Origin of the sequence: Streptomyces sp. Je 1-79, assembly GCF_025195125.1 — a bacterium.
GTDB lineage: Bacteria > Actinomycetota > Actinomycetes > Streptomycetales > Streptomycetaceae > Streptomyces.
The window spans coordinates 78,875-99,875 of the sequence record NZ_JAMGSL010000021.1; the positions used below are offsets into that span (position 1 = coordinate 78,875).

At 69.5% G+C, this 21,001-nt stretch carries 22 protein-coding genes and 1 riboswitch; of the genes, 13 read left to right on the plus strand and 9 right to left on the minus strand.

Going from position 1 to position 21,001, the window contains the following annotated elements; translation table 11 throughout:
* Positions 1-7 precede the first annotated feature (7 nt).
* Positions 8-1,516, minus strand: coding sequence for a cytochrome ubiquinol oxidase subunit I (locus tag M5362_RS31705; protein WP_260231330.1), 1,509 nt, complete (start codon positions 1,514-1,516; stop codon positions 8-10).
* A 201-nt stretch (positions 1,517-1,717) separates the two neighbouring features.
* Here M5362_RS31705 and M5362_RS31710 point away from each other — a divergent pair, with 201 nt between their 5' ends.
* Complete coding sequence (locus tag M5362_RS31710; RefSeq protein ID WP_260231331.1) at positions 1,718-2,098, plus strand: cyclophilin-like fold protein; 381 nt, start codon at positions 1,718-1,720, stop codon at positions 2,096-2,098.
* An 81-nt stretch (positions 2,099-2,179) separates the two neighbouring features.
* Here M5362_RS31710 and hisC read toward each other — a convergent pair whose 3' ends face one another.
* Positions 2,180-3,286 (minus strand): histidinol-phosphate transaminase, encoded by a 1,107-nt coding sequence (gene hisC, locus M5362_RS31715; protein ID WP_260231358.1) that lies wholly within the window; start codon positions 3,284-3,286, stop codon positions 2,180-2,182.
* 378 nt (positions 3,287-3,664) lie between these two features.
* On the opposite strand from hisC, the gene M5362_RS31720 reads away from it, so the two are divergent.
* From M5362_RS31720 to M5362_RS31730, 3 genes are all read left to right on the plus strand, one after another.
* Positions 3,665-4,771 carry a LacI family DNA-binding transcriptional regulator gene (locus M5362_RS31720; protein ID WP_260231332.1) on the plus strand — a complete coding sequence of 369 codons (1,107 nt, stop codon included), beginning with the start codon at positions 3,665-3,667 and terminating at the stop codon, positions 4,769-4,771.
* A 286-nt stretch (positions 4,772-5,057) separates the two neighbouring features.
* A complete protein-coding gene (locus M5362_RS31725) occupies positions 5,058-6,494 on the plus strand; it encodes a metallophosphoesterase (protein ID WP_261366740.1) in 1,437 nt (478 codons plus the stop codon).
* Positions 6,495-6,653: 159 nt separating this feature from the next.
* Positions 6,654-7,484, plus strand: coding sequence for a hypothetical protein (locus M5362_RS31730; RefSeq protein WP_260231333.1), 831 nt, complete (start codon positions 6,654-6,656; stop codon positions 7,482-7,484).
* Positions 7,485-7,601: 117 nt separating this feature from the next.
* Here the strand turns inward: M5362_RS31730 and thiC are convergent, their stop codons facing one another.
* Positions 7,602-9,374, minus strand: coding sequence for a phosphomethylpyrimidine synthase ThiC (gene thiC / locus M5362_RS31735; RefSeq protein WP_260231334.1), 1,773 nt, complete (start codon positions 9,372-9,374; stop codon positions 7,602-7,604).
* Positions 9,368-9,515, minus strand: a riboswitch (TPP riboswitch). It overlaps the preceding gene by 7 nt.
* A gap of 71 nt (positions 9,516-9,586) precedes the next feature.
* Here thiC and M5362_RS31740 point away from each other — a divergent pair.
* A complete protein-coding gene (locus M5362_RS31740) occupies positions 9,587-10,963 on the plus strand; it encodes a YibE/F family protein (protein ID WP_260231335.1) in 1,377 nt (458 codons plus the stop codon).
* Between the two features lie 14 nt (positions 10,964-10,977).
* On the opposite strand, the gene M5362_RS31745 is transcribed toward M5362_RS31740, so the two are convergent.
* From M5362_RS31745 to M5362_RS31760, 4 genes are all read right to left on the minus strand, one after another.
* Positions 10,978-11,412, minus strand: coding sequence for an SsgA family sporulation/cell division regulator (locus M5362_RS31745; RefSeq protein ID WP_260231336.1), 435 nt, complete (start codon positions 11,410-11,412; stop codon positions 10,978-10,980).
* Positions 11,413-11,549: 137 nt separating this feature from the next.
* Positions 11,550-12,275, minus strand: coding sequence for an IclR family transcriptional regulator (locus tag M5362_RS31750; protein WP_374214557.1), 726 nt, complete (start codon positions 12,273-12,275; stop codon positions 11,550-11,552).
* A 326-nt stretch (positions 12,276-12,601) separates the two neighbouring features.
* Positions 12,602-12,820, minus strand: coding sequence for a DUF5326 family protein (locus M5362_RS31755; RefSeq protein WP_260231338.1), 219 nt, complete (start codon positions 12,818-12,820; stop codon positions 12,602-12,604).
* A gap of 132 nt (positions 12,821-12,952) precedes the next feature.
* Positions 12,953-13,270, minus strand: a complete 318-nt coding sequence (locus M5362_RS31760; RefSeq protein WP_260231339.1) for a cupin domain-containing protein — start codon at positions 13,268-13,270, stop codon at positions 12,953-12,955.
* Between the two features lie 51 nt (positions 13,271-13,321).
* Here M5362_RS31760 and M5362_RS31765 point away from each other — a divergent pair, with 51 nt between their 5' ends.
* The 5 genes from M5362_RS31765 to M5362_RS31785 all read left to right on the plus strand — a co-directional run bounded on the left by M5362_RS31765 (position 13,322) and on the right by M5362_RS31785 (position 17,014).
* Entirely contained in the window at positions 13,322-13,699 is a 378-nt protein-coding gene (locus tag M5362_RS31765; protein WP_260231340.1) for a phage holin family protein, read from the plus strand.
* 9 nt (positions 13,700-13,708) lie between these two features.
* The gene (locus tag M5362_RS31770; protein ID WP_260231341.1) at positions 13,709-14,197 is read left to right on the plus strand and encodes a low molecular weight protein-tyrosine-phosphatase; all 489 of its coding nucleotides are present in this window, start codon (positions 13,709-13,711) and stop codon (positions 14,195-14,197) included.
* The gene (locus M5362_RS31775; RefSeq protein ID WP_260231342.1) at positions 14,194-15,369 is read left to right on the plus strand and encodes a cystathionine gamma-lyase; all 1,176 of its coding nucleotides are present in this window, start codon (positions 14,194-14,196) and stop codon (positions 15,367-15,369) included. Before M5362_RS31770 ends, M5362_RS31775 begins: the two co-directional genes overlap by 4 nt.
* Positions 15,370-15,602: 233 nt before the next feature.
* Complete coding sequence (locus M5362_RS31780) at positions 15,603-16,499, plus strand: LysR family transcriptional regulator (RefSeq protein WP_260231343.1); 897 nt, start codon at positions 15,603-15,605, stop codon at positions 16,497-16,499.
* Between the two features lie 35 nt (positions 16,500-16,534).
* Entirely contained in the window at positions 16,535-17,014 is a 480-nt protein-coding gene (locus M5362_RS31785; protein WP_260231344.1) for an NUDIX domain-containing protein, read from the plus strand.
* Between the two features lie 15 nt (positions 17,015-17,029).
* On the opposite strand, the gene M5362_RS31790 is transcribed toward M5362_RS31785, so the two are convergent.
* Positions 17,030-18,181 (minus strand): globin domain-containing protein, encoded by a 1,152-nt coding sequence (locus tag M5362_RS31790; RefSeq protein WP_260231345.1) that lies wholly within the window; start codon positions 18,179-18,181, stop codon positions 17,030-17,032.
* 106 nt (positions 18,182-18,287) lie between these two features.
* Complete coding sequence (locus tag M5362_RS31795) at positions 18,288-18,941, minus strand: HAD family phosphatase (RefSeq protein ID WP_260231348.1); 654 nt, start codon at positions 18,939-18,941, stop codon at positions 18,288-18,290.
* A gap of 77 nt (positions 18,942-19,018) precedes the next feature.
* On the opposite strand from M5362_RS31795, the gene M5362_RS31800 reads away from it, so the two are divergent.
* The 3 genes from M5362_RS31800 to M5362_RS31810 all read left to right on the plus strand — a co-directional run bounded on the left by M5362_RS31800 (position 19,019) and on the right by M5362_RS31810 (position 21,000).
* Positions 19,019-19,570 (plus strand): DUF2269 family protein, encoded by a 552-nt coding sequence (locus M5362_RS31800; protein WP_260231349.1) that lies wholly within the window; start codon positions 19,019-19,021, stop codon positions 19,568-19,570.
* A 5-nt stretch (positions 19,571-19,575) separates the two neighbouring features.
* A complete protein-coding gene (locus M5362_RS31805; RefSeq protein ID WP_260231350.1) occupies positions 19,576-20,439 on the plus strand; it encodes a GNAT family N-acetyltransferase in 864 nt (287 codons plus the stop codon).
* A gap of 102 nt (positions 20,440-20,541) precedes the next feature.
* Positions 20,542-21,000: a MarR family winged helix-turn-helix transcriptional regulator gene (locus M5362_RS31810; RefSeq protein WP_260231352.1), complete on the plus strand. Its 459-nt coding sequence runs from the start codon at positions 20,542-20,544 to the stop codon at positions 20,998-21,000.
* Position 21,001: the final 1 nt, after the last annotated feature.

Here is a 21,001-nt window from a genome sequence, read left to right on the forward strand (position 1 = left end):
CTGAGCCTCAGTACGAGAAGGCCATGGGCCGGTCGGGGTCACGGTGGTCCCCGCCGATCTTGGTGGGCGGGTTGAGGTCGGACTCGGTGAGCTCGGGCGGTCCGGCCTTGACGTACTTGACCAGCAGCTTGACCTCGATCACCGCGAGCACCGCGTAGAGCAGGGTGAAGATGATCATCGAGGTGAGCACCTCGGCCTGGGTGGTACCGGGGGAGACCGCGTCCCGGGTGCGCAGCACGCCGTAGACGACCCAGGGCTGCCGGCCCATCTCGGTGAAGATCCAGCCCCAGGAGTTGGCGATCAGCGGGAAGGCCATGGTCCAGAGGGCCACGATCCAGTACCACCTGGCCAGGCGGGGGCTGAGCGCCTTCCGCTTGAACAGGACCAGATTCGGCACCTCGTCCTCACCGGTCCGCATCCCCGGCGCCAGCATGAACTTCTTACGGGTCAGCCAGAGGCCGACCATGCCGATGGCCAGCGAGGCCATGCCGAAGCCGATCATCCAGCGGAAGCCCCAGTAGGCGACGGGGATGTTGGGCCGGTAGTCGCCGGGGCCGAACTTCTCCTGCTCGGCCTTGTTGATGTCGTTGATGCCCGGGACGTACGAGCTGAAGTCGTCGTTGGCCAGGAAGGACAGCAGTCCCGGGATCTCTATGGCCACCTTGTTGTGGCCCTTGTCGACATCGCCGTACGCGAAGATCGAGAACGGCGCGGGTGCCTCGCCGTCCCAGAGCGCCTCGGCGGCGGCCATCTTCATCGGCTGCTGCTTGAACATGACCTTGCCGAGCAGGTCGCCGCTGATGGCCGTGCCGAGTCCGGCGATGATCAGCGTGATCAGGCCGAGCCGCAGCGAGGTCCGCATCACCGGGACGTGCTTCTTGCGCGCCAGGTGGAAGGCGGCGATGCCCACCATGAAGGCGCCACCGACCAGGAAGGCGGCCGTCATGGTGTGGAAGAACTGGGTGAGCGCGGTGTTCTGCGTGAGCACCAGCCAGAAGTCGGTGAGCTCGGCCCGGCCGCGCTCCTCGTTGATCCGGTAGCCGACCGGGTGCTGCATCCAGGAGTTGGCCGCCAGGATGAAGTACGCGGAGAGGATCGTGCCGATCGAGACCATCCACATGCAGGCCAGGTGGATCTTCTTCGGCAGCTTGTCCCAGCCGAAGATCCACAGGCCGATGAAGGTGGACTCGAAGAAGAAGGCGATCAGCGCCTCGAAGGCGAGCGGCGCACCGAAGACGTCGCCGACGAAGCGGGAGTAGTCGGACCAGTTCATGCCGAACTGGAACTCCTGCACGATGCCGGTGACCACACCCATCGCGATGTTGATCAGGAAGAGCTTGCCCCAGAACTTCGTCGCCTTGAGGTACTTCTCGTTCTCCGTGCGCACCCAGGCGGTCTGGAGGCCGGCGGTGAGGGCGGCGAGGGAGATCGTCAGGGGGACGAAGAGGAAGTGGTAGACGGTGGTGATGCCGAACTGCCAGCGCGCCAGAGTCTCCGGCGCCAGAGCTAGGTCCACGTCTTCTCCTTACATCGCGCGATCACGTCGGCAGTCTGCCCCTTTGATCCCACCCATTTCGGGAGGAACGAGACACGCTTGTGAACGCGTTCACATTCACAAGCATTATGGCTCATACGAAATCCGTACGTAAGACCGGGGGGTCCCCCTACCGAAGGTCACCCCTTCCCAGGACCTTCAACATATTGTTGAATCCTGGCTATGACCCTTCAGATCCGTATCTCCTGGCCCGCCGGGCACACCACGGCGACCCTCGAAGAAACCCCCACGAGCAAGGCGCTCGCGGGGGTTCTCCCGATCGTCTCCACCGCCCGGACCTGGGGCGAGGAGGTCTACTTCGACACTCCGGTCTCCACCGCCGTCGAGTCCGACGCGCAGCAGGTGGTGGAGCCGGGCACGGTCGCCTTCTGGACCGACGGCGACGCCCTCGCACTCCCCTACGGCCCCACCCCGATATCCCGGGGCTCCGAGTGCCGGCTCGCGAGCCCCTGCAACCTGTTGGGCTCGCTGGACGGCGACCCGCGCGTCCTGGCCACCGTCAGGGACGGCGACCCGATCCGCGTCGAGCGCGTCGAAGGCTGACCGGCCGCCCCCGACCCACTCCACCGGGCCTGATCGGCGTCCGCCCTGGTCAGCGTCCGCTCCGCTCAGCCCTGCTCCCGGTCAACCGGCGTTACGGAAGCCCTCCGCCGTCTTCAGGAACAGGTCGTTGGCCTCGCACTCACCGATCGTGACGCGTACGCCCTCACCCGCGAACGGCCGCACCACCACACCGTGCCGCTCGCACTCCGCCGCGAACTCCAGCGTCCGCTCACCGAGCCGCAGCCAGACGAAGTTCGCCTGGGTGTCCGGCACGGTCCAGCCCTGGGCCACGAGCCCCGCGTGCACCCGCTCGCGCTCGCCCACCAACGAGCCGACCCGCCCGAGCAGTTCGTCCTCGGCCCGCAGCGAGGCCACCGCCGCGTCCTGGGCCAGCTGACTCACGCCGAACGGCACCGCCGTCTTGCGCAGCGCCGCCGCCACCGGCTCATGGGCGATCGCGAAACCGACCCGCAGCCCGGCCAGGCCGTACGCCTTGGAGAACGTCCGCAGCACGGCGACGTTCGGACGGTCGCGGTACAGCTCGATGCCGTCCGGGATGTCGGTGTCCCGGACGAACTCGCGGTACGCCTCGTCGATCACCACCAGGACGTCGGAGGGCACCCGGTCCAGGAACCGCTCCAGCTCGGCCCGGCGCACCGCCGTGCCCGTGGGGTTGTTCGGATTGCAGACGAAGATCAGCCGCGTCCGGTCGGTGATCGCCTCGGCCATCGCGTCGAGGTCGTGCACCTCGCCGTCGGTCAGCGGCACCTGCACCGAGGTGGCCCCACTGATCTGCGTGATGATCGGGTACGCCTCGAAGGACCGCCAGGCGTAGATGACCTCGTCGCCCGGCCCCGAGGTCGACTGGAGCAGGGACTGGGCCACACCGACCGAGCCCGTGCCGGTCGCCAGGTGCGAGAGCGGCACCCCGAAGCGGTCGGCGAGCTCGTTCATCAGGCCCGTGCAGGCCATGTCGGGGTAACGGTTGAAGGCGGCGGCCGCGGCCAGCGTGCTCTCCATCACACCGGGCAGCGGCGGGTACGGGTTCTCGTTGGAGGACAGCTTGAAAGCGACCGCACCGCCCGCGGCGGCCGGCTTGCCCGGCTTGTAGGTGGGGATGCCGTCCAGCACGGCCCGCAGCCTCGGGCTGCCCGCGCTCGTCCCGCCGGTTCCGCCGGCCTCGCTCACTGCGCTCACTGTGGTCCTCCTCGACCGTCCGTACCACCAATACTCCTCACCTTATGAGGATTCGCCTCCGCTGCGAATGGGCTGTGGACAACGGAACGGGGAACCTGTGGACGAGTGGGGGAGCGCGTGGCCGGGTGGCGCGCGCCGGTGGCGGGCGCCGTGGCGCGCGTCGCCCGTAGAGGTGAGTTGAGACCTCTTCGAGACATGACCCCCGTGGCAGGCCCATACGGTTCGACGACCGCAGATCACACTCGAAGGGGCCCAACTCCCTTTATTTCTAAGGCAATTGATGGTTTTTGATCATGCAGAAACGTGCCTGTCAACGAGTGCATATGCGGCCGTCCCAACCACCCGCCCTCGCCCTACTATCGGCTCGCCATGACAGCAGCAGGGAAGCACCAGGTGAGCCGGGCACAGACCCGGGGAAGCCGGCAGGGGCGGGCGGGCATCCGGGATGTGGCCGCCGCCGCCGGGGTCTCCATCACGACTGTCTCCGACGCGCTCAACGGCAAGGGCCGGCTCCCGGACGCCACCCGCCGCCACGTCCGCGAGGTCGCAGACCGGCTGGGCTATCGCCCATCCGCGGCGGCCCGCACGCTCCGTACCGGCAAGTCGGGCCTCATCGGCCTGACCGTGACGACCTACGGGGATGAACCTTTCACCTTCACCGAATTCGCGTACTTCGCGGAGATGGCCAGAGCCGCCACGTCGGCCGCGCTCGCCCGTGGCTATGCCCTGGTCATCCTGCCCGCCACCTCCCGCCATGACGTCTGGTCGAACGTCGCCCTCGACGGCACCGTCGTCATCGACCCCTCCGACCACGATCCGGTCGTCACCGAGCTCGTCCGCCAGGGCCTGCCGGTCGTCTCCGACGGTCGCCCGGCCGGCACCCTCCCGGTGACCGCCTGGGTCGACAACGACCACGAAGCCGCCGTCCTCGAACTCCTCGACCACCTCGCCGCCGCCGGCGCCCGCCGGATCGGCCTTCTCACCGGAACCACCACCGACACGTACACCCGCCTGTCCACCACCGCGTACCTGAACTGGTGCGAGCGGGTCGGCCAGGACCCCGTCTACGAGGCCTATCCGGCGCACGATCCGTGCGCGGGTGCCGTCGCGGCCGACCGGCTGCTCGCCCGCCCCGACCGTCCCGACGCCGTCTACGGCCTCTTCGACCCCAACGGAACCGATCTGCTGGCGGCAGCCCGCCGCTACGGACTGCGCGTACCGGACGATCTGCTGCTGGTCTGCTGCAGCGAGTCGACCGTCTACTCCAACACCGAACCGCCCATCACGACCCTCTCGCTCAAACCGCGCCGGATCGGCACGGCCGTCGTCCAGCTCCTCATCGACGCCATCGAGGGAGTCGACACCGACGGACCGGTCGAGCAGGTGATACCGACCGAACTCATCGTGCGGACGTCCTCCCAGAGGCGTTCGCCGCGGACGACGGTCAGCCCGCCCAGGTCACCCTCGAAGGACTAGCGAAGAACACGTACGCGCCGGAACCCGACCCCTCTCGGGTCGGGTGAGGGCCGGGTACGGACCCGGTTCCGGTCACAAACCAGACCCCGGCCCTGCCCCAACCCTGGACTGGACCTTCTCAAATCGGGCGAAACAACCGGCGAACCCGGAGTGGGCCCGGATTCACCACCCCTGGTGCGTCACACAGGCGGACCCTCATTCCTATGATGGGCGCACGACATCGCGGACCACCCCGACCAGGCCGGTCCGCGATGTGCAGGGCATCGCGACGGTGGTGGAGGGGTCGATGACTCAGGGGGCCGGGCAGGAACCCGTGGTGCGCACGGCGACACTGCGTGATTTCCGCGTACCGCCGTACGCCCGGGTGCCCGTGCAGGGCCATGCTCCCGAGCCGCCGGCGGGTCACCCTCTCGAACCGTTCGAGCCCGGGGCATCCGACACCGGCTTCGAGCCCGTCGGGCCCGTGGCTCCCGTCGACCCCCGCGCGACGATGGCACCCACCGCACCGCTCGTCTCCGTCGAACCCGCCGCACCCGCGGCCCCCTCCGCGCCCACCGAGCCGTTCGCGCCCGAGCCCTCCGCGTCCGCCGAGCCGTTCGAAGTCGCCGAGCCCGGCGAGCCCGGTGCCCCGTTCGAGCCGGCCCGCGTCGCTCCCGCCCCCACCCCCGTCACCGACCCCACGCTCCTCCTCGGCCGGCCCGCCTCCGCCCTCTCCGCCCTCACGACCCTGGTCACCCCCGCGGCCGTCACCCCCGGCCACCCCGGGAACGCCTTCCCGGAGGGTGATGTCCCCGAGGGCTACACCCCCACCGAGCGCGACCTCCCGGTGATCAACCGGGGAGACACCGTCCAGGTCCACGTGGACCCGGCCCAGGCCCCCGCTCCCGCCCCGGCCGGCGAGGGTCCCGGCCCCCTCTACGTGGTCGGCGACGTCCACGGCTACCTCGACGAACTCGTCGCCGCCCTGCGCGAGCAGGGCCTCATCGACGCCAACGGCGCCTGGGCCGCGGGCAACGCCCGGCTCTGGTTCCTCGGCGACTTCACCGACCGCGGTCCCGACGGCATCGGCGTCATCGACCTCGTCATGCGGCTGTCCGCGGAGGCCGCGGCAGCCGGCGGCTACTGCAAGGCCCTGATGGGCAACCACGAGCTGCTGCTCATCGGCGCCAAGCGTTTCGGCGACACCCCCGTCAACTCCGGTGCGGGCACCGCCACCTTCCAGGCGGCCTGGCTGCTCAACGGCGGCCAGAAGAACGACATGGACCGTCTCCAGGACGTCCATCTGCAGTGGATGTCCCGGCTCGACGCCGTGGTGGAGGAGGACGGGCATCTGCTGATGCACTCCGACACCACCGCCTACCTCGACTACGGCAGCACCATCGAGGACGTCAACGAGACCGTCCACGAGATCATCAACCGGAACGACGCGGACGAGGTCTGGGACCTGTTCCGCAAGTTCACCAAGCGCTTCGCCTTCCGCGACGACGCCGGCCCCCAGGCCGTCCAGGAGCTGCTCGCCACCTACGGCGGAGGCCGCGTCGTGCACGGTCACAGCCCCATCCCGTACCTCCTGGGCCAAGTCGGCACCGAGGACGGCGAGGGCGGCTCGGACCCGGTCGTCGACGGTCCGCACGTGTACGCGGACGGTCTGGCGATCGCCATGGACGGCGGAGTGACCATGGCCGGAAAGCTGCTGGTCGTCCAACTCCCCCTGAACGGCTGAGACATAACCCTGCGCATCCGGGGAAGTCGATTTCGGGAAACCCCCTGTCACCCTGTGCCGAAACCGCAATACCATCGGATCATCCGTAGCAGGCTCTCCTCCGTTTCCGCCCGACCGGCCGTATCCCACGGTCGATAAGGCCCTACGGAGCATCGGGGGATGCACATGAACGTGGCTCCGCACCTGCTGACCGAGGACCGTGCCGAGTACGTACGCCTCCTCGACGACGCACTGCGCAACGCGCACGACCATCCGGATCTCGCCGAGACCGGGAAACGGCTCACGGCCGAACAGCTGCGCACGATGGCGCTGAACGCGACGGCGCTCATCACGGCCGCCGCGGCGGTCGAGTACGACCACTTCGTGAAGGTCCGCGAAGAGGGTCGCTCACCGAGCGGTTCGAGTGTCATGAACGCCGTACTGGCGGCGGAGGGCGAAGGCGTGGGAGCCGGCCCGGGCGCCGGCGTCGTCGCGATCGTCACGGTCCTCGCGCCGGTCCTCGCGGGCACGGCCGCGGTGATATTCCTGCTGGTCGGCGCGGTACTGAAGGTGCTGGCTCCCACCCTCGTGTTCGCCGACACCCTGCTGACCGCGGCCTGGTTCTTCGGCGCCGTCGCCGCCGCGGGCCTCTTCTGCGCCGCCGTCGGGCTGCTGCTCACGGCGCTGCGCAACCGGTCCACGCAACTGGCCGCGAGCGATCCGCCGCGCGCCGAGACGGACGACGAGCTGTCCCGCGCCCGCGAGGCATGGCGCCGCGCCCTGCTGGAACGGGGCATCCTGCCGTTCCTGCGCGACGCCCTGGCGGCCCCCCTCGCCCGCCCGGCCACGCCGCCCGGACCGCCGCCCCGCGCCGACCGCATACCGAAGATCGGCTACAGCGGCCCGGACTTCTCCAGCCCGAACGAAGGCTCCTCGGGCACCCGCCCGACGTACAGCAGCCCGGACTTCAGCAGCCCCGACTTCGGCCCCCCGGACCACCGGCCGGAGTAGACCGGGGCCCGGGGCGCGAACGCGAGCGGCGGACACGAGCCGCACGACCCCCCGGCCGCGCGGTCCGCCCCGCCGCTTCCTGCGTCCTGCCCGGTCGTACGTACGGAAGGGCGCGGGCTACTCAGCCATCGGCAGGTACACCCGGTTGCCCGCGGCCGCGAACTCCTTGGACTTCTCCTCCATGCCGGCCGCGATCTCCTCCGACTTGAGGTCGCCACCGTGCTCCCGGCGGATGTCCTGCGAGATCTTCATCGAGCAGAACTTCGGACCGCACATCGAGCAGAAGTGCGCGGTCTTCGCCGGCTCGGCCGGCAGCGTCTCGTCGTGGAACTCGCGGGCGGTGTCCGGGTCGAGGGCCAGGTTGAACTGGTCCTCCCAGCGGAACTCGAACCGGGCGTCCGACAGCGCGTCGTCCCACTCCTGCGCCCCCGGGTGGCCCTTGGCCAGGTCCGCCGCGTGCGCCGCGATCTTGTACGTGATGACGCCGGTCTTCACGTCGTCGCGGTTGGGCAGGCCCAGGTGCTCCTTGGGCGTGACGTAGCAGAGCATCGCCGTACCCCACCAGGCGATCATCGCCGCGCCGATGCCCGAGGTGATGTGGTCGTACGCCGGGGCGACGTCCGTGGTGAGCGGGCCGAGCGTGTAGAACGGCGCCTCCTCGCAGATCTCCTGCTGGAGGTCGATGTTCTCCTTGATCTTGTGCATCGGGACATGACCCGGGCCCTCGATCATCGTCTGCACGTTGTGCCGCTTGGCGATCGTGTTCAGCTCTCCGAGCGTACGCAGCTCGGCGAACTGCGCCTCGTCGTTGGCGTCGGCGATCGAGCCGGGGCGCAGGCCGTCGCCCAGCGAGTACGTGACGTCGTACGTCGCCAGGATCTCGCAGAGCTCCTCGAAGTTCGTGTAGAGGAAGTTCTCCTTGTGGTGCGCGAGGCACCAGGCGGCCATGATCGAGCCGCCGCGCGAGACGATGCCGGTCTTGCGGCGGGCGGTCAGCGGCACGTACGGCAGCAGCACGCCGGCGTGGACCGTCATGTAGTCGACGCCCTGCTCGGCCTGCTCGATGACGGTGTCCTTGTAGATCTCCCAGGTCAGCTCCTCGGCCCTGCCGTCGACCTTCTCCAGGGCCTGGTAGAGCGGCACGGTGCCGATCGGTACGGGGGAGTTGCGCAGCACCCACTCGCGGGTGGTGTGGATGTTGCGGCCGGTGGACAGGTCCATGACCGTGTCGGCGCCCCACTTGGTCGCCCACGTCATCTTCTCCACCTCCTCCTCGATGGAGGAGGTGACGGCGGAGTTGCCGATGTTGGCGTTGACCTTCACCAGGAACCGCTTGCCGATGATCATCGGCTCGATCTCCGGGTGGTTGACGTTCGCGGGGAGCACCGCGCGACCCGCCGCGATCTCCTCCCGTACGACCTCGGGGGAGACGTTCTCGCGGATCGCGACGTACTCCATCTCCGGCGTGATCTCGCCCCGGCGGGCGTACGCGAGCTGGGTCACGGCCTGGCCGTCGCGGCCCCGGCGGGGCTGGCGCGGGCGGCCCGGGAAGACCGCGTCGAGGTTCTTCAGGCCACCACGCGGCGAGGTGTGCTTGATGCCGTCGTCCTCGGGGCGGACCGGACGGCCCGCGTACTCCTCGGTGTCACCCCGCGCGATGATCCAGTTCTCGCGCAGGGGCGGAAGGCCGCGCCGTATGTCGGTGTCGATGGTGGGGTCGGTGTACGGACCGGACGTGTCGTACAGCGTCACGTCCTTGCCGTTGGTGAGGTGCACCTGTCGGACGGGCACCCGGAGGTCGGGGCGCGAGCCCTCGACGTATCCCTTGTGCCAGCCCGGCTTGCGCTCGTCCTGGCTGGTGGCAGGCGTGCGTGCATCCTGAATGGTCATGAGACCGATCTCCCTACGCCGGCATTACCCGGTAACAGGTTCGGCGGTCGGCGCAGCCTCCTCCCGTACGTACGTTCAGTACGCGCGTACGGTGATCAGCGCCCTCTCAGCCCGGTGCTCCGAGCTCCCGCGTGTGCAAAGGTGCCACCACGCTAGCGTCAATCCGGCCGTGCTGAACAGTGGGCCCCCTCCGTTCTTGCGATGATCTGTCCGTGACTTCCTCGCAGCGGACCCCAGAACCCGACGGCCACGACGCACACGGCGAGGCGGGTCACGGGCACGGCCACACCCACAGCCATGGGCCGGCCGCACCCGTCTCCCGGCATCTGCGCAGAGTCATCGCCGCGGTCCTGATCCCGTTCGCCACGGCCGTGGTGGTCGGTCTCGTCGTCCTGTGGCCGGGCGGCGCACCCGACCACGAACGCACGGGCGTCGGTTTCGACCGGCAGACCTACCAGGGCGAGGTCGTCTCGGTCGAGGCGGTCGACTGCCAGGACGTGAACGCCGCTCAGGTCCCGCCGACCGGGGACGTCTCGACGCCCCAGGGACGCGAGGCGGTCAACGCCCAGGAGGGGGAGTGCGACAGGGCGACGATCGAGGTCACCAGCGGTCCTGACGCGGGCCGTACCTTCGTCGAAATCGTGCAGCCGGACGCTCCGCGTCAACTGGACGAGGGACAGGGCGTGGTGGTGGCCTACGCGCCGGACGCCCCGCGCGATCTGCAGTACTCGGTGACGGATGTGAACCGCAAGGTTCCGCTGGCGGTCCTCGCCCTGATTTTCGCCGTGGTGGTCGTGCTCGTCGGCCGGATGCGCGGTGTGATGGCGCTGATCTCGCTCGCCTTGAGCTTCCTCCTGCTGACCTTCTTCATCCTGCCCGCGATCCTCCAGGGCTCGAATCCGCTGGTGGTGGCGGTGGTCGGGTCGAGCGCGATCATGCTCATCGCCCTCTACATGTGCCACGGGCTGTCGGCCCGTACCTCGGTCGCGGTGCTCGGGACGCTGATCTCGCTGATGCTGATCGGGCTGCTCGGCTCGTACTTCATCAGCTGGGCGTCGCTGACCGGGAACACCGACGACAACACCGGCCTGATCCACGGGCTCTACCCGGAGATCGACATGTCGGGTCTGCTGCTGGCCGGAATCATCATCGGTTCGCTCGGTGTCCTCGACGACGTGACGGTGACGCAGACCTCGGCGGTGTGGGAACTCCACCAGGCGGATCCCCGGATGGGCACGCGCGCGCTGTACCGGGCCGGGATCCGGATCGGCCGCGACCACATCGCGTCCGTGGTGAACACGCTGGTGCTCGCGTACGCCGGTGCGGCCCTGCCGCTGCTGCTGCTCTTCTCCATCGCGCAGAGCAGCGTGGGAACGGTGGCCAACAGCGAGTTGGTCGCCGAGGAGATCGTCCGCACGCTGGTGGGATCGATCGGTCTGGTCGCGTCGGTGCCGGTCACCACCGCACTCGCGGCCCTCGTGGTCTCGGCCGACCGGCGGGGAACACCGGGGACTCAGGGCGCGACGGGTGCGACGGGCACGACCGGAAAGCGTTCATCCAAGGGTGGGCGCCGCCGCCGGGCCAAGTGACGACGGCCGGTGGTTCAGCCGGCGTTCTCCTCCGCGAGGATCCGGCCGAGTGCCGCCTCCAGGTTGTCCTCGAAGTCGCCCAGTGTCCGTTCCTGACCGAGCGGAACCAGCTTGTCCGTACGGTCGAGGAAGGCCACGAGCGGCGGGGCGCTGGCCCGGAACAGCGCGCGGTCGCTGCCGACCTGGAGCCTGATGGCGACGTCCGAGAGATCCTCGGGTTCGGTCGGCGCGATGTGCACATCGCCGTCCCCACTCGGCCGGTTGATCCCGTCGAGCAGCAGCTCCCTCCCGAACGCCCAGGTCACGGGCGCGTCTCCGGGGAGGTGGAACGTCATCCGCACCGCGTAGGGATCCCGGGTCTCGTAACGCAGCTCCACCGGGATCCTGAAGGAGAGCTCCTCGGAGACGAGGAAGCTCATCAGGACCTCGGCCTGCACCGACTCTCGCATGATGTACCCCGCAGTAGATGAAGCAGTTGTGTGAACGCGGCTGCTGAAAGCTGTGATCAAAACGGCCAGGAATGATCCCCGCCGGCCCTTTGACGTAATCGTGCTGTAAGGCCTAGCAGATCACAAGGAGTGATTTTTCAGATACTGATAGAGAACGCGAAGGAGCTGAAGAGCTTGCCGATCTCATTGCGTAGCTGTTCGACTGCGGGGAGCAACCGTTCTTGCTGGTGAAGCGGGAGAGAAATCGCCATGGCGGCCGCCGTGGACCCCGCAGTGATGGGGATTGCGGCACAGACCGTGCCGAGCGCATATTCCTGACGCTCCACCAGGGGCTCCATTCGCCCCATACCGCCCAAACGATCCAAAAGCGCCCGGCGGTTACGCACCGTATATGGGGTGATGGATTCGACCGGATGCCGGTCGAGGTGGTCTTGACGAGTCTTCAGATCCAGTTGACTGAGGAGACACTGGCCGATCGCGTGCGCGTGACCCGTCTCCCGGAAGTCGGCCCACTCGTCCACGGCGGGAGCGGAAGGGGTGTCCGAGACGGCGACCAGCTCGATCTCACCCTCGCGGTAGATCGCGAAGTAGACGGGGACGCCGATCTCGTCGCGCCAGTGCGCCAGGGAATCCTCGATCTTGGTGCGACGATTCTGCAGAACTCCCCCGCCGGCCAGCCGACCGGCCGCGTCGCCGAAGACGAACACACCCTTCTCGCGGCGCAGATAGCCCTCGTGCGTCAGGGTGCGGAGCAGGTGGTACGCGGTGGGCAGCGGGAGTCCCGCCTCACGCGCGAGTTGTTTGGCGGGAGCTCCGTCTTCGTGGGAGCCCACGGCCTCCAGTAGTCTCAGCGCCCGCTGCACCGAGCCGATCAGGGTAGGAGCGGCGGACTGCGTAGCCGTGGCCAAAGGTCACCCCCAGGCGTGACGACGGGTGCCGTACACCCGCCCGCGGGGGCCGCCCCCGCGCGCCCGCCGCGGCCTGGGAACCGGGTGGGGTCCGAGGCGGACCCGCCCGGGACAGGCGGACAACCGCAGGTCAGTGCGGAGGGCTACGCCGTTTTTCCCCGGGGCGGCAGTGGTCTGCCACTCTAATGGCAGCTCCGAGGCCCGGCCCTGGATTCAGGGGCCACGTCCCTCGCCCGGGCTAACACCCGGCGACCCGGCCCCTACCGCTCGATAGCGTGTGCCTACCAGTCCTCGCGCGAGGACGACGAGGACATGAACTTCCGTACGACGTAGATCAGTCCGCCGACGAGGGCGACGAAGACCAGCACCTTGAAGAGCAGACCGATCACGACCATCGCGATGCTGGTGATCAGTCCTCCGAAGACGAACAGGGCGATGACGGGTATGGCGACCCACTTCACCCACCAGGGCATCCCCGCGAGAATCTCTCGTACCGCCATCGTGCTTCCCTCATCTCCCGAAGAGTCCGCCCCGCGCGCTCTGCGCCGGGCACCTTCGATGCTAGAGGTGGCACAGGTGCCCGCGGGGGCCTCGGAGCCCTTGCTCTCCCCTGATCCTCCCCCTAGGGGAGCTCAGCCCTCCGGCGGCGAGAACACCACCATGACCCGCAGATCCTCGGTGATGTGGTGGAACTTGTGGGCCACTCCCGCCGGGACGTAGACCACGCTGCCGCGCGCCACCTGCGTCGTCTCCATGCCGACCGTGATCGCGGCCCGCCCGCTGACGACGAAGTACACCTCGTCCTGGCCGTGCGGCTGCTGCGGGTCGAGCGAACCGGCGTCGAGCGCGTACAGACCCACGGACATGTTCCGTTCCCGAAGGAACTGGAGGTACGCACCGTCGTTGGCGGCGCGCTCCGCCTCCAGCTCGTCCAGTCGGAATGCTTTCATCGTGCGTCCGCCCCTGCCCTTGGCCCGATCATGTCTGCCACGATCAGACACATGAAGAATTTCGTAGTCAAGACGCTCGCCAACGCGGGCGCTTTGGGAGTGGCCATCTGGCTGCTCCAGGACATCACCCTGACCGGTGACAGCACGGGCAAGAAGGCCTGGACGCTCATACTCGTCGCCCTGGTTTTCGGCTTGGTGAACTTCTTGGTGAAGCCGATCGTCAAGCTGATCTCGCTTCCGCTGTTCATCCTCACCCTCGGCCTGATCACCCTGGTGATCAACGCCCTGATGCTGCTGCTCACCTCCTGGCTGGCAGAACAGCTCGACCTGAGTTTCCATGTCGAGGGCTTCTGGACCGCCGTGCTCGGCGGTCTGATCATCTCCGTCGTCTCCTGGGCGCTCAACGTCGTTCTCCCCGACGGGGACTGAGTGCGGACGATGACCTACCGCGTCTGTTTCGTCTGTACCGGCAACATCTGCCGCTCGCCGATGGCCGAGTCCGTCTTCCGCGCCCGCGTGGAGGAGGCCGGCCTGGCCGACAGGGTCGAGGTGGACAGCGCGGGCACCGGCGGGTGGCACGAGGGCGACCCCGCCGACCCGCGTACGGTCGCCGCCCTGGAGGGCCACGGCTACCGCTCCGGGCACACCGCCCGCCAGTTCCGCGCCTCGTGGTTCCCCGCGCTCGACCTGGTGATCGCCCTCGACGAGGGGCACCTGCGGGCCCTGCGCCTGCTCGCCCCGACCCGGGAGGACGCGGAGAAGGTACGGCTGCTGCGCTCGTACGACCCGGCGGCCGACGGCCTCGACGTCCCCGACCCCTACTACGGCGGGACGGACGACTTCGAGGAATGCCTTGAGATGGTGGAGGCGGCGAGCGAAGGACTGCTGGCCGCGGTACGCGAGAGTGTGGAGGAACGGGCGGTATGAGCACGGACACGTTCGGGGGCGCCGAGGGCCTCGGCGCCGTCGGCGACGGGACACGGGCGGTGCGGGCAGGGCTCCCCGAGCCCGTGAAGTACGAGCCGGCCCTGCCGGGGCCGGTCTTCGCCGCCCACTTCCATCTGCCGGGGGACCCCACCGGCCCCTATACGTACGGGCGGGACGAGAACCCCACCTGGACCCATCTGGAACGCGCCCTGGGCCAGCTGGAGGCGCCGGGGGAGCCGGGCGTCGAGACGCTCGTCTTCGCCTCGGGCATGGCCGCCATCTCCGCCGTCCTCTTCTCCCAGCTGAAGGCCGGCGACGCCGTCGTCATGCCGGACGACGGCTACCAGGCGCTCCCCCTGGTCCACGAGCAGCTCAGGGCGTACGGGATCGAGGTCCGCACCGCGCCCACCGGCGGCGACGCCCAGCTGTCCGTGCTGGAGGGAGCGCGGCTGCTGTGGATCGAGACGCCCTCCAACCCCGGGCTCGACGTCTGCGACATCCGGCGTCTGGCGAAGGCGGCGCACGAGGCCGGCGCGCTGGTCGCGGTCGACAACACCCTGGCCACCCCGCTCGGCCAGCGGCCCCTGGAGCTCGGCGCGGACTTCTCCGTGGCCAGCGACACCAAGGGCACGACCGGGCACGGCGACATCCTCCTCGGCCATGTCAGCTGCCTCGATCCGCGGCTCGCCGCGGAGGTGCGGCGCTGGCGCAAGATCGTCGGAGCCATTCCGGGCCCCATGGAGGCCTGGCTCGCCCATCGGTCCCTGGCCACGCTCCAGCTCCGCATCGACCGGCAGTGCACCTCGGCACTGACTCTCGCGGAGACCCTGGCCAAGCGGGGCGAGGTGAGCGGGCTGCGCTACCCCGGCCTCCCGGACGACCCTTCACACGCGGTGGCGGCGACGCAGATGAAGCGCTTCGGGCCGGTGGTGTCCTTCGTCCTGCCCGACCGGGAGTGGGCCGAGCGGTTCCTCGACGGGCTGCGGCTCGTGGACGACGCCACCAGCTTCGGCGGTGTGCGCTCGACGGCCGAACGGCGCGGCCGGTGGGGCGGAGACGCCGTTCCGGAGGGCTTCATCCGCTTCTCCGTCGGGGCGGAGGACCCTCAGGACCTGATCGCGGACGTCCTGCGCGCCCTCGACGCGGCCGAGGCGGCGGCGCCCACCGGATGACCGCCGAGTGAACCCGCACGGAACCGGGGCGCTCCGAGCCTCCCCCCTCATGGCTCGGAACGCCCCGGGTTCCACGCGCGGAGAACCGCCTGACCAAGGCTAGTTGACTCTGCGTCAGTGTCCAATCACGGTAGCGACAGAGACCTATCGACTTATTTATAGTTGGACGGTCCTGAGGCGCCGTCAGCCGACCGCCTGAGTCGAACGGCCGTGACGGCCGGGAGGGGGCGGACATGGATCTCGCCCTGCTGCGCACCTTCGTCGCGGTACACCGGGCCGGCTCCTTCACCCGCGCCGCGGCCCTCCTCGGACTCTCCCAGCCCGCGGTCACCAGCCAGATCCGCACCCTGGAACGGCAGCTGGGGCGTCCGCTCTTCCTCAGACAGGCCCGTGGGGTCACCCCCACCACCATCGGCGACGAGCTCGCCCACCGCGCCGCGCCGCATCTGGACGCGCTCGTGGAGATCGCCGAGACCGGTCTGGACGAGGAGAACGGTGTTCGCACCCTCCATCTCGCGGGGCCTCCCGAATTCACCTCGGCGCGTGCGCTGCCCGCCCTCACCCCGCTGGTCTCCCAGGGACTCGCGGTACGGGCCTCGTTCCCCGGCACTGCCGAGGAGACCCTCGACGGGCTCGCCGCGGGACATCATGACCTGGCCATCGCCACCGCTCGCCCGCGTGGGTCTCTCTTCGGCTCCACACCGCTCTGCGACGAGGAACACGTCCTGGTCGCCGCCCCGCGCTGGGCCGCCCGGCTGGCGCCCGACCTGCTGCTGCGCAAGGGCGCCGTGGTCCTGGAGCAGCTGCCGGTGGTGGAGGTGCACGAGTCGCTGCCGTTCGTCTCCCGCTACTGGGCGGCCGTCTTCGAGACCAAGCCGGCCGCGACCGCCACCGTCGTGGCGCCCGACCTGCGGGCCGTCCTGGAATCCACGGCCGCCGGGGCGGGGCTCGCCGTCCTGCCCCGCTATCTGTGCGAGGAGGCCTTGGAGCAGGGGCGTCTCGTGGCGCTCCTCGATCCGCCGGTTCCCCCGCTGCGGACGTACTTCCTGGTCGTCCGGGCCGGGACCCTCGCGCTCCCGCACATCGCGCGGGCCCACGACTGGCTCCTGCGGGCCTCCGGAGGCTGGTGAGTTTCAGGACACCTTTCGTGGGCCATTTTCTTCCCATGACCGAACGTCCTGTGGTCAAGCGCACCGCACGCGCCATTCTGCTCGATGGAAACGACCTCATCCTCATCAAGCGCACGAAGCCGGGGGTGGATCCCTACTGGGTGACGCCCGGAGGCGGGGTCGATCCCTCCGACACCACCGTCGTCGAAGCCCTCCACCGCGAGGTGCACGAGGAACTCGGCGCCAAGATCACCGATGTGGTCCCCTGCTTCGTCGACACCGTCGAGCACATCGTCGACGGCGGTGTCTCGGGAGTGAAGGTCCAGCACTTCTTCGTCTGCCGGCTCGAATCGATGGACACCTCACAGCGGCACGGGCCCGAGGTGGAGGAGCCCTGCGGCGAGTACGAGATCGTCCGGGTGCCGTTCAGCCGCGTCGGCATCGCCGCCGTCCATCTCGTGCCGCTGTCCCTGCGGCACTACCTGGACGGCAATATCGAGGGCGTCCGCGCGATGCACGCCCCCGACCTGGGCTAGGAGGCGGCCTGCCGGTCAGGAAGCGAGTTCCGACAGAAGGTCGTGGCGGATCCGCTCCGCGGGGATACCGATCCCCCGCAGGGTGTCCACCCCGCGCCGGATCATGCCGGGCGGCCCCGACAGATACGCCTCGTACTCGGTCCACGGGCCGTACTGGCGCACGGCGTCCGGCAGCAGGGCCTGGTCATCGGTGACCGGCCGCACCGACAGCCAGGGATAGGCCTGCTGGAGCCGCATCATCGTGTCGATGTCGTACAGGTCATGGCCGCTGCGCGCCCCGTAGAACACCTCCATGTGCCGCCGGTCCCCGTGTTCCGCGACATCCTCGACCATCGCCTTGATGGGCGCGATCCCCGTGCCGCCGCCCAGGCACAGCAGCCCGTTGTCCGTGGAGTGGTCGACCGTCATCGACCCCGCGGGCGGTCCGAGGCGTAGCACGTCACCGGGTCTTGCGTGGTGCACGAGGGCGTTGGAGACCCAGCCGGCCGGGACCGCCTTGACGTGCAGGGAGAGCAGCCCGTCGGGCCGGGGCGCAGAGGCGAAGGAGTAGTGCCGCCATACGCGCGGCCACCAGGGGGTCTCCAGCGTCGTGTACTGGCCGGCGAGGAAGCTGTACGGCCGGTCGGGCCGCAGGGTGATCACGGCGATGTCGGGGGTCCGCAGATCGTGCGAGACGACCTCGGCCTGCCACCACGCGGGCGCGTGCCGCTCGTTCTCGGCCGCCGCGTCGATCATGATCTGGGAGATCGTCGTGTACGTCCGCACCCAGGCGGCTTCGGTCTCCTCGTTCCACGTCAGCGTGGCGTACCGGATCAGCGCGCCGATCAGCGCCTCGCCGACGGCCGGGTAGTGGGCGGACCGAGTCCCGTACTTACGGTGTCCACGGCCCAGGTTCTGGAGGTACTCGGTGAGGACGGGGGCGTTGTCCATGTGCTCGGCGGCCGTCAGCAGCGCCTTGAGGAGGCGGTCGCGCTGGGTGTCCATCGCCGCGGGGAACATCGCACGCAGCTCGGGGTGGCGGACGAAGAGCAGGGCGTAGAAGTACGAGGTCACCTTGTCGGCGACGGGCGCGATCTCGGCCAGTGTGCGGCGTATGAGGATCGCGTCGGGGGACGGGCCCGGAGCTATCCGGGGCGGTGCGTCGCCGTCGTGCACGGCCTCTTCCATCGTGTGCCTCGCCTCGCGCCTGCGGCTCTAGTCGCCGCAGCTTGGCAGGTTCGACCACCGGTTCGGACAGAAAGTGGAATTCTCGGGCATTAGCCCCGCGATGAGGCTAGGCTGCGCTCTTTCGGACCAGGTCGTACGCCTCACGCAGATCGGCTCCGGTGTACGCGTGGCGCGAGAGCCCGGCCAGATGCCGGTCCGCGTTGACCGCCACCGCGAGCGGCACGGCGGCGAAGAGTTCCGCGTCGGACATCGAGTCGCCGTAGGCCACGCAGTCCTCCAGGCCCAGCCCGTACTCAGCGCAGAGCCGGCGAGCGATCCTCACCTTCGCGGCGGCGTTGAGGATGCCCGGGCGGTGGATGGGCTCGGTGAACGGTACCGCCGGCCAGCGGGAACCATGCGCGGCGTCGGCGCCCCAAGCGAGGAGGCGCTCGACAAAGAAGTCCGGCGAGAGCGAGATGACAGCGCAGCGCCCTCCCTGGGCGTGGATGTCCGCCCAGACCTCGCGGATGCCGGCCAGCCAGGGCGCCCCTTCGAACGCGGCCGTGACCTGCTCAGCCGTCAGCGCGGACCAGAGCCCATGGGCCTGGACGGCGAACTCGTCGGGCGTCATCCCGTCCAGCAGGAATGCGCGCTCCAGGGCGGCGATCTCCTCGCTGACACCGAGCTGCCGCGAGATCTCCACCGCGGCGGCCGAGCCCCGGATGAGGGTGCCGTCGAGATCGAAGAGATGGAGCCTGCCGGCGCCCGGGGAACTGGTCATGTACGCCGAGGCTAGTACGTCTGCTTACTCCCCCTGTCAGACGCGCGGTGAGCGCGCGGAGCGGCACGGTGTTTCACGTGAAACATCTCCAGCGCCCCGCTCGGCGGGCTCTCCTCGTCGTCCATGTCGCCGTCTCCGTGGCGTGGCTCGGGCTCAGCGTGGGACTGCTGACGCTCGGGATCACGGCCTATACGACGGGTGACCCCTCGCTCACCGAAGCCTCCTACCGTGCGATGAAGGTGTTCGCGGACTGGCTGCTCGCCCCCGTCGCCGTGGCGACGCTGGTGAGCGGCCTGGTGCTCTCGCTGGGCACACCCTGGGGGCTGGCCCGGCACCGCTGGGTCTGGATCAAGTTCTGGCTCACCCTCGCCACTGCGGCCGCCACCGTCTTCGCTCTGCGTCCGGAGATCGAGCACGCGGCGACGGCCGGGGTGGCGGACCCCAGCCTGGTGGCAGCGCCGACGGTGTCGACGGCGGCCTATCTCTTCATGACCGCGATCTCGGTGCTGAAGCCCTGGGGACCGACCCGCCGAGGCCGTCGCCTGCGGGCAGAGGCCGGCTCCCGCGACCGGGCGCCGGCCAGTTCTCCTAAAACGGTGGACGAACGATCATCGCGTCGGACAGCCTGAGCGCCATGCCGACTCCGCACGCCGCACTCGACCAGCTCCCCATCCGCACCCTCACCTCCGCGGACCTCATCGCCTGCGCCGACCTCTCCGAGGACCGGGGCTGGCTGCGTGAGGAACACAAGTGGAACCTCCTGTTGACCGCTGGGACCGGCTACGGCATCGACGACCCCGAGGGCAAGGGACTGATCGCGGCCAGTGTGGTCACCTCGTACGGGCCCGGGCTCTCCGCGATCGGCATGGTGCTGGTCGCCGAGCGGTACGCCCGACAAGGGGTGGGGCGCCGCCTGATGCGCCACGTCCTGGCCGAGGCCGGAGACACCCCGCTCACGCTCCACGCCACCCCGAACGGGAAGCCGCTCTACGAGCAGCTGGGCTTCGTCCAGACCGGCCGCGCGGAGATGCTCCGTGGCCGCTTCACCGCGGTGGAGCCGGCCCCCGGGATCCCCACCCGCGCCGCCACGGCCGAGGACCTCCAGACCGTTCTCCACCTGGACACCGAGGTCTTCGGCCTGGACCGCACCCACATGATCACCCGCCTCCCGGCCTTCGCGGACCAGCTTCGCGTCGCCGAGGCGGACGGCGAGATCACCGGCTTCGCCGCGGCCTGGCCGAACATGGACACCCATGTCATCGGCCCTCTGATCGCCCGCGACACGGCCACCGCACAGGCGCTCGTCGCCGCCCTGGCCGCCACCACGGACCGCCCTCTGCGCACGGACATCGATGTACGCCACGAGGCCCTGGTGGCCTGGCTCAAGACGAACGGCCTCTCCCCGATCATGTTCAACGCGGTCATGGTGCGCTCCCTCCCCGACCTTCCCGGCGACTGGAGCCGCCGGTTCGCGCCGCTGACCGTCGCGGCGGGGTAGGCCCCAGGGCGTTGAGGCGGAGCAAGGGCCCGGTAATTGCACACGCGGGCTTTTGCACTCATCGTCTACTCTGGGAGGAGCCGCTCCGGACCGAGGAGAGACATGACCGCGACCGACCCCGCCCTCACCGCCCTCTCCCAGGGGTGGTGCGCCCTCTCGTTGCTGCACGGCAGGATCGAATCCCGCATCGAGCGCGCTCTGGAGTCCCAGCACGGCCTGAGCGTGCGCGAGTACTCCCTCCTCGATGTGCTCAGTCGCCAGCACAGCGGTCCCGGCGGGCATCTCCAGATGAAGCAGGTCGCCGACGCCGTCGTGCTCAGCCAGAGCGCCACCACCCGGCTGGTGACCCGCCTGGAGGACCGCGGTCTCCTCACCCGGTACCTCTGCGCCACCGACCGGCGCGGCATCTACACCGACGTCACCGAGGCCGGCCTGGCTCTGCTCGCCGAGGCCCGGCCCACCAACGACGGGGCGCTGCGCGAGGCCCTCGACGAAGCCGCGAAGAACCCGGAGCTGGCTCCCCTGGTCCGCGTCGTCGAAGGACTGCACGTCGCCGCCTAGG